The sequence below is a fragment of the Mycobacterium colombiense genome (assembly GCF_001665835.1).
Lineage (GTDB): Bacteria > Actinomycetota > Actinomycetes > Mycobacteriales > Mycobacteriaceae > Mycobacterium > Mycobacterium colombiense_A.
Genome location: NZ_LZSX01000083.1, coordinates 1 through 13,306 on the forward strand (window position 1 = coordinate 1; position 13,306 = coordinate 13,306).

Sequence of the window (13,306 nt, forward strand, 5' to 3'; positions counted from 1 at the left end):
CACAATCGCCCCGACCACCCCGACCGGGGCCCTGCGCAGATGGACTTCGCCGAGCACACCCTGGCGGCGTTCCTCCACCCGAACCCGCAGAATCGCGGTGTCTTTCATGGCCACGCCCTGGAAGACGGCGCGTTGCCCCATCAACATGCCCAGCTCGCCGACGAAGTCACCGGCCTCGATCACGAACACAACCCGGTCGTCCCGGCGGTCCACGAGGAGCACGCCACCGGTCAGCACGAGGTGCAAGTCGGTGGGATCACCGGCGTCCCACAGCAACTCGCCGGGCGCGGGGTGCAGCTCCTCACCGGATGACCGCAACAGCTCCAGGGCGTGTTGGCTCAATACCGGAAAGGCCAGCTCATCAACCTCGCCCAGCCGGGACGAGTAAAGGGTCAGCTCGTCCGGCACGGGGATGATGCTCATACTTCTCCCTTACCTGGCAGCCAAATCGCTCCGGTCACGATTCTCCTCCGCTCGTTTTCGCCGGTCGTCGGCCCTGAATTCCGCTTCCCCAGGCTCAACTCGCGCCACGGCCACCGCGGCCGTGACCTCGTAGATCAGCGTCTCGCGGTCGGCGAAGTAGCAGTGCAGCGTGGTGCGGCCGACCCCGGCCACGGTAGCGATCTCCGGCATGGTGGCCGTCCGGTTGGCAGCCAGCGCAGAGGCCGTAGCAGCGAGGATCGCGGCTCTGGTGCGCGCTTGCACAGCCGAGAGTTGCTTTGTCGAGAACACGATGTGATCCTAGTCGTCCGGGAATAGAACGTTGACGTTCCGATATTGAATGCTTATGTTCGTTGCCGCGGATCTCAACCGGTTGTTCCTAACGGGTTGAGCCGCATGACGGCGTCCTCGACACCGGGGACGCACACCACCGCCACATCGTGAGGAAACGATTCGCATGGCAACAGCACGACCAGTCGCACTCGTCACCGGCGCCAACTCGGGCCTTGGCAAGTTCGCCGCCCGCGGCCTGATTGACGCAGGATTTGAGGTAGTAGGTACCAGCCGCAATACCGCGGGACTCAGGGGCATCCAAGGTTTGACGTTCGTCGACCTCGACGTCACAAGTGACAAGTCCGTCGCTGCAGCGGTTGAGGCGGTGATCGCGGAGTCCGGGCGGATCGACGTGCTGGTCAACAACGCCGGTATGGGGCTCGCCGGAGCCAGCGAGGAGAACTCGATCGCCCAGACGCAGAAACTCTTCGACCTCAACGTGTTTGGCGTCATCCGGATGACGAATGCCGTCCTGCCTCACATGCGCAAGCAGGGCAGCGGACGCATCATCAACATCTCGTCGCTCTTCGGATTGATGCCCGCGCCATACATGGCTGCGTACAGCGCGACCAAGTACGCCGTCGAGGGCTATTCCGAGTCCGTCGATCACGAGGTCCGAGAACACAACATCCGCGTGCTCCTCGTCGAGCCCGGCGGCACCAGAACCAGTTTCGACGACAACACCGCAAAACCGGACAACGTGCTGGCGGCATACGAGCGCCAGCGGGAGCGCTCCAACCAGGCAGTGGCCGAACAGGTCAACAACGGCGACGATCCTGTCGTCGTGGCGAAGGTCATCGTGGCCGCCGCGACAGACTCCACCCCGAAAGTGCGCTATCCCGCGGGCTCCGCCCGCCAACTGAGCGCGATGCGTCGCTTTGCTCCCCGCCGAATCTTCGACAAACAGTTGCGCAAGTCTCTAGGCGTCCAGGCGTGACGGGCCGCGCGGCGGAGCCGACATCACCGATAGGTAGGGCGGCCGTCCGTCAGTGGGCGGTGCTCGTGGCGATCATCGTGGTGGTCTTGGTCGTCAGCGGCGTCTACCGTTTGCACGGCATCTTCGGATCGGAAGACCAAACATCAAGGCCCTCAGCTGATTCGCCCGAGAACACCGGATTCGACCCCAAACGGGTCCACCTGCAGGTCCTCGGAAATCCCGGCGCACGGGCAACCATCAACTTTCTCGACGAGAACGCTCAACCCCAGCGTGTCGACGACGCGCCCCTGCCGTGGTCGCACGACTTGGTCACCGAGGACACGACGCTGTTCGCCGACCTCCGCGCCCAGGGAGATTCGAGCAGCATCACCTGCCGCATAACCGTCAATGGCATCGTCAAGGATGAAAGGTCTTCCAACGACGTGAACGGATACATCGCCTGTCTGGACAAGACGGCGTGAGTCAGCACGGGGCAGAGGGATCCGACCGTTCTCGGGCAGCGCGTGTCATCCGCACACTCGCGCTACCGATCATTCTGATCTGGATCGCGGTCGCCGGCGTGACGAACGTGTTGGTGCCCCAACTCGAGATCGTCGGTACCGAGCGTTCGGTGGCCTTGAACGCCCCTGATTCTCCGTCGGTCACGGCGATGAAGCACATCGGGAAGAAATTCGGCGAGTTCGACTCCGACAGTGCAGCCGTCATCGTGCTCGAAGGCGATCAGCCGCTGGGCCAGGACGCGCACACCTACTACGACGGCCTCGTCGCGAAGTTGCGAGCAGATACCGAACACGTCCAGCATGTTCAGGACTTCTGGGGCGATTCGCTCACCGCGGGCGGCGCCCAGAGCAAGGACGGCAAGGCAGCGCTCCTTCAGGTCTACCTCCAAGGCAACCAGGGCGAAGCGCGATCCAATCATTCCGTCGACAGCATCCGCCAGATCGTGGCCGACACGCCGCCCCCACCAGGGGTCAAGGCATACGTCACCGGCGCCGCCCCGCTGATCACCGATAACTTCGAGATCGGCAACGAAGGCACCCACCTCATCACTGCCGTCACGTTTCTCGTCATCGCGGTGATGCTGCTCATCGTCTACCGCTCCTTGGTCACCATGCTGATCGTTCTCCTCGTGGTCGCCGTCGAACTCGCCGCAACGCGGGGGGTGGTCGCGCTGCTGGGCACCGCGGGCCTGTTCGACCTCTCCACCTACGCGGTGAACCTTCTGACGGGCATGGCCATCGCCGCGGGCACCGACTACGCCATCTTCCTCGTTGGGCGTTACCAAGAAGCCCGGGGCAAGGGCCTAGATCGCGAGGCCGCGTACCACGACATGTTCCGTGGCACCGTCCATGTCATCGTCGGCTCCGGACTCACCATCATCGGAGCAGTGGCGTGCCTGCACTTCACCCGGCTCCCGTATTTCAGCAGCATCGGCATCCCTACGGCGCTGGGCCTCGTCGTGACGTTGTCCGCGGCGTTGACCCTCGGGCCGGCGGTGGTGACGAGTGCTTCGCGGTTCGGGTTGCTCGATCCCAAACGTGTGCGTCGCTCCACGGGCTGGCGCCGCGTCGGCACGACGATCGTGCGGTGGCCGGGGCCCGTGCTCGTCGTCTCGTTGGCGGTGTCCGCGGTGGGCCTGCTCGCCCTGCCGGGAGCGCAGATCAGCTTCGACGGACGGCCCCACATGCCCAACAGCGCCCCGGCCAACATCGGATATACCGCCGCGGAACGTCACTTCTCGGAGGCCCGGCTCAACCCCGAGTTGCTGATGATCGAATCCGATCACGACATGCGCAATCCAGCGGACATGCTGATTCTGGAACGCGTTGCCAAGGCGGTGTTGCACACCCCCGGGGTCGCACTGGTGCAGTCGGTCACGCGACCCCTCGGTACACCAATCAAGCACAGTTCCATTCCATTTCAGATCAGCGCCCAGAGCGCGGGACAGGTCATGAACCTGAGCTACCAGGGGGACAGGGCCCGCGACCTCCTGACCCAAATCGATCAGACCGGTAAAGCGATCGACATCTTGCAACGTCAGCTCTCCTTACAACAGCAAGCCACCGATGCCACCGCCGAGCAGGTGCGGGCATTCCACGACACGGTCGACACCATCAACGAGATCCGAGACAACCTCGCCAACTTCGACGACTTCTTCCGGCCGCTCCGCAGTTACTTCTACTGGGAGCGACACTGCTTCGACATCCCGTCGTGTGCGGCCCTGCGATCGGTGTTCGACTCACTCGACGGAATCGACAAACTCAGTGAACAATTCGGCAAGATCACCGCGAGCCTCGACAAACTCAACGCGCTGCAACCGCAGGTGCTGGCGCTGATCCCACCCCAGGTCGACATCCAGCAGACCAATCGCGCGTTGCTGCAGTCGAATTACGCCACCATCAGCGGCACGCTGAAACAGGGTCGAGACGCGTTGCAGAACGCCACCGAGCTGGGCAAGGCCTTCGACGATGCCAAGAACGACGACTCGTTCTACCTGCCACCGGAGGCGTTCGACAACGCCGATTTCAAGCGCGGCCTCGAGCTGTTCATGTCGCCCGACGGCAAGGCCGCCCGGATGACGATCACCCACGAGGGCAAACCCGCCAGCCCCGAGGGCATCTCGCACATCGACGCCATCCGGGACTCTGCCTTCGATGCGATCAAGGCGACCCCCCTGGCGGACGCGAAAATCTACATCGCCGGGACGGCGGCGACGTACAAGGACATCCAGGAGGCATCGCTGTACGACCTGATGATCGTCACGTTGGCGGCGGTCGCGTTGATCCTGCTGGTGATGATCCTCATCACCCGCAGCTTCGTGGCCGCCATCGTGATCGTCGGCACTGTCGTCCTTTCGCTGGGAGCAGCGCTTGGGCTATCGATACTGTTGTGGCAGTACATCTTCGGAGTCGAGCTGTTCTGGCTCGTGCCCGCCCTCGCGATCATCATCCTGCTCGCGGTCGGGGCGGACTACAACCTGCTCCTGATCTCCCGGTTCAAGGAGGAGGTCGGTGCCGGATTGAATACCGGCATCATCCGCGCGATCGGCGGCACCGGCGGAGTGGTCACCGCCGCAGGACTGGTGTTCGCCTTCACCCTCGGCTCGTTCATCGTCAGCGACCTGGCCGTGATTCAGCAGATTGGCACCGCGATCTGCCTGGGCCTCGTCTTTGACACGTTGATCGTGCGATCGCTGTTGACACCGTCGATCGCGGCGCTGCTGGGCCGCTGGTTCTGGTGGCCGCTGAACGTGCGCACCAGGCCGGCCAGTCAGATGCTGCAGCCGTTCGGTTCGCGGATCTCTGTCCGAAAACTGTTGGGCCCCGATCCCAGACCCGTGGCGGGCGGGAACGACGGAGTATGACCGAGCGGGCGGATCGCGCATCGAAGACGGCGCGTCATAGCAGGACAGGTAGCCACTCCATAAACGCTCGAAACAATGAGGAGGATCGGGTCATGAGCACCACATGGGACTGCGTCGTCGTCGGTGGCGGAGCCGCGGGCTTGAGCGCGGGTCTGGTATTGGGCCGGGCGCGGCGGCGAACGCTGCTGGTCGACGCGGGTCAGCAGAGCAACCTGGCCGCCCACGGCATCGGCGGGTTGTTGGGTCACGACGGCCGCCCGCCGGGCGAGCTGTACGAGGCCGGGCGGCGGGAGATTGCCGCCTATCCGTCCGTCGAAGTGCGGACCGGTGAGGTGGTGGCGGGTGAGCGTGCCGGAGATGTGTTCGAACTGGAACTGTCCGACGGTCGGCGTGAACGCACGCGTCGGGTGCTGCTGGCCGCTGGTATGGAGTACCGGCCGCCTGCGCTGCCCGGGCTCGCGCAGTTGTGGGGGCGGTCGGTGTTCCACTGCCCGTTCTGCCACGGCTGGGAGGTTCGCGATCAACCGTTGGCGGTATTGGCGAACGGCAAGCGGGCAGTGCAATCGTCGGTATTGCTCAGAGGATGGAGCGACGACGTTGTGCTCCTAACTGGAGGACCTGCGGAGCTCGATGGTGACGCCCGATCTCAGTTGGCCGCGGTAGGCGTCGCGGTCGACGACCGGCCCGTTGCCGAACTCGCCTCAACCAATGGCGAATTGGAAGCCATCGTGTTCACCGACGGAACCCGGCTGGCACGCAGCGGTCTGCTCGTCGCGACGACACTGCATCAGCGGTCGCAGTTGGTTGAACAGCTCGGTGTCGGATTCGGCGAGCCGACGCCAGCGACGGCGAGTCCCATCGCAATCGATGCGCTCTGCCGGACAACAGTTCCTGGAGTCTTCGCGGCCGGGGACGACGCCAGTGCACAAATGCCGCAGGTAGCCTCGGCGATCGCGACAGGTTCGCTCGCGGCCACATCGATTGTGCAGAGCTTGTTGGCCGAGGACGCCGGCCTACCGACACCGGAATGAACCGGACCATGTCAACGGCGAGCTGAATCATGAACCGCAGTCCCAGAGCGTTGGCGGCAATGACGGGCTCGAAAGCCACACGGGCAGCTCAGTCGAGTTTTGGTGAACGACGGCCGATGGGCGACAGCTGGTTCTGATGGCCGCACATATATGTGGCACCAATTTCCTTGGAATCAAAGGACTCTGGCCAATGCACCCTACAAACAATTCCTCAAGGAATCGACCGATGCACATCACACAACCGACCGACGACGAACAGACCAATCACTGGAACGCAACAACTGGATGCGCCTGGGTCGACGCGCAGGACCTGCTGGACCAGATGATGAAGGGATTGGAAGACCTGCTCGTCGACGGCGTGGTTGCCGGATCGGGGCGACGGGTGCTCGACGTCGGCTGCGGTACCGGTGGCACCACACTCGCCGTCGCGCGCAGGCTCGGCGCCGAGGGCAGGTGCGTCGGCGCCGACGTGTCCGAGCCGATGATCGCCGCCGCCCGCGCCCGGGCCGAACGGGAGGGCATACCAGCGAGTTTCATCCTCGCCGACGTGCAGACACATCCGTTTGAGCGCGCAAGCGTCGACACGATCATCTCGCGATTCGGTGTCATGTTCTTCAATGACCCGGTCCAGGCCTTCGCGAACCTGCGGCGCGCCACGACCGACGACGGCGCGCTTCACGTCATCGCCTGGCGCAGCGCCGCGGAGAATCCGTTCATGACGGCCGGCCTGCGTGAGGCGGCCCCGCTGCTGCCGAACCTTGCCGCCCCCGCTGGAGACGGCCCGGGACAGTTCTCCTTCGCCGACCCGCAACGGGTCGCCGCGATTCTCGACGCGGGGGGCTGGGCCGACGTCGACCTCCAGCCGATCGACGTCGAGTGCACCCTGCCCGAGCCGGAGTTGATCGGTTTCATCAGACAGCTGGGTCCTGTCGGTCTAGCACTTCAAGGCAAGGACGAGCGGACCCCGCGCCCAAGTTATCGACGCGGTCCGTCCCGCCTTTGATCCGTTTGTGCACGGAACCGAGGCTCGGTTCACCGCCGCGTGCTGGATGGTCCACGCCCAAGCGTCTGGATAACCGCCAACGTCAGGCTGAATCACTTTTCCGCACAGCTACTTCCGCATCGGGTAGCGGCCCATCGAAGTTTTCAGCAACTCCACGGCTCGGGACTTGGCCGAATCTCCGCCGGCACGTCGTTCGCGAGCGGTGCACGCTACGCGCGACGGATGTGGGCCGTCGTTCGCCATTCAGCGGATGCGGCGGCGACCGGTCTTCACCCCACTAGATCGATCTCGGGAAAGTCAAGTGTGCATCACCAGAACACTGGGTTCACCGTCATCCGGACCAATTTCGGCGCGGCAAACCGACGCGAGCACGACCAGGACCCGATACTCATCGACGACCTTGCTTGTACCCCGAGCTTCGTCGACAAGCTGCTAACTTTAGTTAGTCCGCGTCCTTGTTTAACAAGGAATGCACAGATATCAATCTTCCTTGCCTCTCGACATCGGGTTTCCCCGATTGGCGTGGCTTCGACCTCCAGACTGATCGCCATCATCGTGTCGTGGATCAAGACGTTCCGCAGCCTGGCTAGGTAGCGGTATCCGAAGTAGTCGTCGTACAACTCGCTGAAGATCGCTTTGACCGCTCGATACTCCCCGCTGTCCTTGGTGAACTTGTGAGCAGCCTCCTCTAGAGTCCGCTCTTGGTGATAGCAGATGGGCCGAGCAGACTGACAGCACGGCGCCACGAAGGCGGAAGCCTAAAGTGATGACGGGGTCGGGATCGCCGTTCAGCGGTAACGGCGACTTCGCGCCTTGCACTCGGTATCCCAGTTAGCGATGAATGCCTTCGCCGAGGTCAAGAAGTAGGCGAACATGTTCGTGACAAGGATGTCTTCTAGCGTCATGTAGGCCCCGGAGTATCGGTCATATTCCTCTTTGGTGAGGTCCTTGACGCTCCGGAAGACCCTCGCCACATTGCCGGTCGGGTCACCAGAGATCAGCATCGCTTGATACGACTCGACGGGTTCGTTGCTGCTGTGAGTGCTCGGCACGGGAAGTGTTGCGTGCTGGTACGACACAACCGCGCGTTTCGGGGTACGGGCGGGGTACCGGGTCAACTGCCGGGCGAGAACTCAGGGCTGAATGCCCTGTTAGGCATGGAGCCGATGACGGGAATCGAACCCGCGTATTCAGCTTGGGAAGCTGATGTTCTGCCATTGAACTACATCGGCACTGTCGCCAAGGAAGGCTAGCACCCGGCGGCGGCCGTAGAGGTCAGGATGGCTCATCGACCAGGGCGCCGCGGCCGCTGTGCGCCGTCGCGCCGAGAAAGAGTTATTCCTTTCACAAATACACATACTCATATTTATTATTTCGTTATAGCACCGTAATGTGCACGGCGTGGGTCGACACGAATTAGCCAGGAAGCGGCGCAAACCGTCAGTGGCCCTGGCAGCGGTGCTCGCCCCCGCGGTCGTGTTCTTCGCGGCGTCCGCGGACGTCCACCCCTCTGCGCCCCGCACCGAGGCCAAACCCGTTATCAGCGACGCCACTCCCTGCTGCGTTCAAATCGTGACCGCGGCGTCGCATCGGCTCATCAAGGGATCCCCTGACGGGGAGCCCGCCGCGGCGTCGCGGTACCACACCCGAGCCCGTTTCCTGACCGCCGACGTGGCCCCGGAACGGGGCATGCAGATCCGGACGATCCTGGTCGCACGCAGCATCACCGCGGACTTCCCGCAGATCCACGAGATGGGGGGAGTGCGCCCGGATCCGTTGCCGTGGCACCCCCTCGGCCTGGCGGTCGACGTGATGATTCCCAACCCGGGGTCCGACGAGGGCATCGCCCTGGGCAATGCGATCGTCGCCTACGTGCTGCAGAACGCCAACCGGTTCGGCATCCAGGACGCGATCTGGCGGGGCGTCTACTACACGCCCAACGGAGCCCAGACGAGCCGGCTGGGCCACTACGACCACGTGCATGTCACGACCACCGGGGGCGGATACCCCAGCGGCAGCGAGGTCTACCTTCGCTGAAGATGTAGAGCAGCCAGCTAGGCTCGTCGCGTGCTGCTCTCCGATCGCGACCTCAGGTCCGAAATCACCGCCGGGCGGCTGGGCATCGAGCCCTTCGAAGCCGGCCTGGTGCAGCCGTCCAGCATCGACGTGCGGCTTGACTGCATGTTCCGGGTGTTCAACAACACCCGCTACACCCACATCGACCCGGCCAAGCAACAGGACGAGCTGACCAGCCTGGTCGAACCGGATGCCGGCGAGCCGTTCGTGCTGCATCCCGGCGAGTTCGTGCTCGGTTCGACGCTGGAACTCATCACCCTGCCCGACGACCTCGCCGGGCGCCTGGAGGGCAAGTCGTCGCTGGGCCGCCTCGGCCTGCTGACGCACTCGACCGCCGGGTTCATCGATCCCGGCTTCAGCGGCCACATCACGCTGGAGCTGTCCAACGTCGCAAACCTGCCGATCGTCCTGTGGCCGGGCATGAAGATCGGTCAGCTGTGCATTCTGCGGCTGACCAGTCCCGCCGAACACCCTTACGGCAGTACGCAAGTAGGTTCGAAGTATCAGGGCCAGCGAGGACCGACCCCGTCGCGCTCCTATCAGAACTTCATAAGGACTACATAGGTTCTGAGGGGCTCTCACGCTCCCCTTGTGCGCGATACTTAGTTAGCCGTGGTTTTTTCCTCCGCCTGGCCATGGTTCATCGTGCAATACCTTTGGAGGGGTTTGTATTGGATATCGTGCTCGGGGTGTCGATGGCACCGTCATCGATCCAAATGGTCGTCCTGGAAGGCGAATACGCCGACGGCGCCACCGTAGAAGAGGACACGTTCGGCGTCGCTGACGTCGACGACGCGGCTACGACGACCGGGCCCGATCAAGTCATCTCCGCCATCCTGGGCACCCGCGAGGGCGCGGTCGATGCCGGTCTCGAGCTGTCGTCGATCGGCGTGACGTGGACGGATCAACTCGAAGCCGCGGCCTTGCGCGACGCGCTGACCGCCCACCGGATCGACAACGTGATGCTGGTCTCGGCCTTTTTGGCCGCGGCGGCGCTGGCGCAAAATCTCGGCGGGGCAATGGGTTACGAGCGCACCGCCGTGCTGCTGGTCGAGCCAGACACCGCGACGCTGGCGGTCGTCGAGACCTCCGACGGTTCCATCCCGGACGTCTACAAACAACAGATCCACGCCGAGTCCTACGGCGACGCCGCCGAGCAGCTCAGCGCGATGGTCGCCGGGATGGAGAAGCTGGAACTCCTGCCGGGCGGCCTCTTCTTGGTTGGCTCGGGCATCGACGTCGCTCCGCTGAAGCCGGTGTTGCAGTCGACGACGTTCCTCGACGTGAGTGTGGCCGAGGAGCCGGAGACGGCGCTGGCCCGCGGGGCGGCACTGGCGTCGGCGAACGCGCCGCTGTTTGCCTCGTCGACCGCCGCGCTGGCCTATGCGCAAGACCCGGGCACCGGCGCGGTCGACCAGTACTCCCTACCCGAATACCTCTATGTCCCCTTCGGGCAGGAACCCGGCGACGACGAGCTCGCCTACAGCGCGGTGGGGGACGACGACGCCGATTCACCCACCGTTGTCATCGAGAAGCTGTTCCTTCCCGAAGAGAGCCAGCCGAAGCGGCGCCCGGCCCTGCTGGTCGGCAGCGGGCTGGCGGTGGTCGGGATCAGCGCGGTGCTGGCGCTCGAGATCGCGTTGGCGATCGGCATCCGCACCATGGGAACCGTTGCCTTGCAGCCCACCCCTGGCCAGCACCTCATCGTTCCCGAACAGGCCCCGGCGCCGGCGCCGGTGCAGGCGTCCGAACCGCTGTCGAAGATCAGCCTGCCCGCCCCGGCCCCCCCCCCCCAGCCTGTGAGGCCGCCGGCCGCCGCGCCGCTGCCCGCGGTGCCGCCGCCGGCGGCGCCTCCGCCGCTGCCCGCCGCGCCGATTGTTCCGGTTCCCGTCGTGATTCCGCCGGTACCGGTTCCGGTGCCCGTGCGTATTCCGGTTCCCGACCCGGTCGAGCCTCCGATGCTGGCGGTCCCGCCGCATCTGTCCATCCCGCAACCGGTGCAGCCGCAACCTCCGGTGCACCTGCCCCAACCCCCGCAGGTCACCGTGCCGCAGTCGCCGCCGCACCAGACGCCCCCCGGCGAAGGCACCCAGCCCAAGCCGAGCGGCCCAGGTAACTACGGCGGCGGCCACTCTCCGACGCCAGGTGAGAATGGCCCGGGCGGGCACGTTCCCACGCCGGGTTCGGGTAGTCCGGGTGGTCACGTCCCGACGCCTGGGTCGGGCGGCACGGGAAGCTCGGGCGGCGGGCACGTTCCCACGCCGGGATCCGGTGGTCCCGGCGGCTCGGGTGGCGGCCACGTCCCCACGCCCGGATCCGGCGGTCCCGGTGGCCTGGGTGGCGGCCACGCCCCCACCCCGGGTTCGGGTGGTCCGGGTGGCCTGGGCGGCGGGCACGTCCCGACGCCGGGTTCGGCTGGTCCGGGTGGCCTGGGCGGCGGGCACGTCCCGACGCCGGGTTCGGCTGGTCCCGGCGGCCTGGGCGGCGGCCACGTTCCCGCGCCCCCCGCGGGTGGCCCTGGCGGCGGTCTCGGCGGCTTCGGCGGCGGCCACGCCCCGGCTCCTGGCGGCGGCGGTCTCGGCGGCTTCGGCGGCGGTCACGCTCCGGCTCCTGGCGGCGGCGGTCTCGGCGGCTTCGGTGGCGGTCACGCTCCGGCTCCCGGTGGTGGCGGCGGCTTCGGTGGCGGTCACAGCGGCGGCGGCTTCGGCGGAGGCGGCGGCTTCGGCGGCGGCCACAGCGGTGGCGGCGGAGGCGGCGGGCACCACTAACCAGTTTGCCAAGCAACCCACAGCAATCGCGCCACTCCCTGCGAGCTCACACGGGTAGGGTCGGGGTATTGAGGCTGGCCGAAAGATGCCGCCTCACCCGCCAGAATTTCATCAGCCCAGCAATGTAGGCGGGCATGCGGCCCTTGCCCTGCTGCGGCAGGAAATCCCTGGCGGTCGATGAATAGTGGTGTTGCCGACGGGGGTCGAGTAACACAGCAAATTGGGCAGGGGGAGCTTAAGCGGTGGTGGGCATCGTGCTTGGCGTCTCGATGACGCCGACGAAGGTGCGCATGGTGCTGGTCGAAGGCGAGAGCGCCGACGGGGTCACCGTCGACGAGGAGGACTTCGACGTCGACACCCATGTCGACACCCGGCGCACCGCCAGGCCCGGCACCGCCCCCAATGAGGTGATCTCGGCGATCCTCGGCACCCGGGAAGGTGCTACCGACGGCGGCTATCAACTGCTGTCGACGGGTGTGACTTGGACCGATCACGTCGAAGCGGCGATGCTGCGCGACGCCCTGATTTCACACAAGGTCGAAAACGTCATGCTGGTCTCGGCCTTCATGGCCGCGGCCGCGCTGACGCAGGCCGTCGGCGACGCCACCAACTACGCACGCACCGCGCTGCTCTTCGTCGAGCCCTACAGCGCAACCCTGGCCGTCGTCGACACCGCTGACGGCTCGGTCTCGGAGGTGCGCCGCAGGGTCCTTCCGGAGGACGAGGACCAAGCGGTAGCCGAACTCGTCGACATGGCTTCCGGCGCCGAGGCGCTCGAAACGCACCCCGAAGGGCTGGTTCTCGTCGGTTCCGGCGTCGACGTCCCGCTGATCAAGCCCGTGCTGGAGGCCGCGACCTCGCTCGAGTTGTCCGTGCCCGACGAGCCGGAGATGGCCCTGGCGCGAGGAGCCGCGCTGGCGTCGGCGAATGCACCGCTGTTCGCGTCGTCGACGGCCGCGCTGGCCTACGCGTTGGATCCGGGCACCGGCGAAGTCGACCCGCTGGTCCTGGCCGGGCAGTACCCTGGCCTGCTGCCCGGTTATCAGCCCGAATACCGCAGCCACATCGCGGCCTTGGCCGCCGATGTCGACAAGGGAAAGACCAACGTCGCCTACAGCGCCGTGGCGGACGATGACGCCGACGCCAAAACCCTCATCGGTCTCGACGAACGCGCGCGTCGACGCAAGTCTTTCCTGCTGGTCAGCAGCTCGCTGGCGGTGATCTTCATCGCCGCGGTGGTGGCGCTGGAAATCGCGCTGGCGATCAGCATTCGCCCGACAGTGGCGTTACGGCCCAGTCCCAACGAAAACATCGTCGCCCCCGCTCCCACGCCGGCCCCCCCCCCCCCCCGTC

12 protein-coding genes and 1 tRNA gene are annotated in these 13,306 nt (G+C 65.6%); 9 read left to right on the plus strand and 4 right to left on the minus strand.

Features of this window, described 5'->3' with window-relative positions; genetic code table 11:
• Positions 1 to 423: cyclic nucleotide-binding domain-containing protein (locus A5760_RS20065; RefSeq protein WP_231122683.1), on the minus strand; the 423-nt coding region annotated here is incomplete at its 3' end.
• 9 nt (positions 424 to 432) lie between these two features.
• Entirely contained in the window at positions 433 to 732 is a 300-nt protein-coding gene (locus tag A5760_RS27430) for a TetR family transcriptional regulator (protein ID WP_231122684.1), read from the minus strand.
• A 166-nt stretch (positions 733 to 898) separates the two neighbouring features.
• On the opposite strand from A5760_RS27430, the gene A5760_RS20075 reads away from it, so the two are divergent.
• The 5 genes from A5760_RS20075 to A5760_RS20095 all read left to right on the plus strand — a co-directional run bounded on the left by A5760_RS20075 (position 899) and on the right by A5760_RS20095 (position 7,109).
• The gene (locus A5760_RS20075) at positions 899 to 1,711 is read left to right on the plus strand and encodes an oxidoreductase (protein ID WP_064883974.1); all 813 of its coding nucleotides are present in this window, start codon (positions 899 to 901) and stop codon (positions 1,709 to 1,711) included.
• A 29-nt stretch (positions 1,712 to 1,740) separates the two neighbouring features.
• Positions 1,741 to 2,172 (plus strand): MmpS family transport accessory protein, encoded by a 432-nt coding sequence (locus tag A5760_RS20080; protein WP_064883999.1) that lies wholly within the window; start codon positions 1,741 to 1,743, stop codon positions 2,170 to 2,172.
• Positions 2,169 to 5,075, plus strand: coding sequence for an RND family transporter (locus A5760_RS20085; protein WP_064883975.1), 2,907 nt, complete (start codon positions 2,169 to 2,171; stop codon positions 5,073 to 5,075). Before A5760_RS20080 ends, A5760_RS20085 begins: the two co-directional genes overlap by 4 nt.
• Before the next feature lie 92 nt (positions 5,076 to 5,167).
• A complete protein-coding gene (locus tag A5760_RS20090) occupies positions 5,168 to 6,106 on the plus strand; it encodes an NAD(P)/FAD-dependent oxidoreductase (protein WP_064883978.1) in 939 nt (312 codons plus the stop codon).
• A 226-nt stretch (positions 6,107 to 6,332) separates the two neighbouring features.
• Complete coding sequence (locus A5760_RS20095; protein WP_231122685.1) at positions 6,333 to 7,109, plus strand: class I SAM-dependent methyltransferase; 777 nt, start codon at positions 6,333 to 6,335, stop codon at positions 7,107 to 7,109.
• Positions 7,110 to 7,897: 788 nt separating this feature from the next.
• On the opposite strand, the gene A5760_RS20105 is transcribed toward A5760_RS20095, so the two are convergent.
• Positions 7,898 to 8,161, minus strand: coding sequence for a hypothetical protein (locus tag A5760_RS20105; protein WP_155764392.1), 264 nt, complete (start codon positions 8,159 to 8,161; stop codon positions 7,898 to 7,900).
• 106 nt (positions 8,162 to 8,267) lie between these two features.
• Positions 8,268 to 8,341: transfer RNA gene (locus A5760_RS20110), tRNA-Gly, on the minus strand.
• 169 nt (positions 8,342 to 8,510) lie between these two features.
• Here A5760_RS20110 and A5760_RS20115 point away from each other — a divergent pair.
• The 4 genes from A5760_RS20115 to A5760_RS20130 all read left to right on the plus strand — a co-directional run.
• Positions 8,511 to 9,146, plus strand: a complete 636-nt coding sequence (locus A5760_RS20115) for a hypothetical protein (RefSeq protein ID WP_196772145.1) — start codon at positions 8,511 to 8,513, stop codon at positions 9,144 to 9,146.
• A 30-nt stretch (positions 9,147 to 9,176) separates the two neighbouring features.
• Positions 9,177 to 9,749, plus strand: coding sequence for a dCTP deaminase (dcd, locus tag A5760_RS20120; protein ID WP_064883991.1), 573 nt, complete (start codon positions 9,177 to 9,179; stop codon positions 9,747 to 9,749).
• A gap of 131 nt (positions 9,750 to 9,880) precedes the next feature.
• Complete coding sequence (locus tag A5760_RS27015; protein ID WP_231122686.1) at positions 9,881 to 11,953, plus strand: DUF7159 family protein; 2,073 nt, start codon at positions 9,881 to 9,883, stop codon at positions 11,951 to 11,953.
• A 242-nt stretch (positions 11,954 to 12,195) separates the two neighbouring features.
• Positions 12,196 to 13,306, plus strand: a 1,111-nt coding sequence (locus A5760_RS20130; protein WP_064883995.1) for a DUF7159 family protein, incomplete at its 3' end; no start/stop codon positions are given.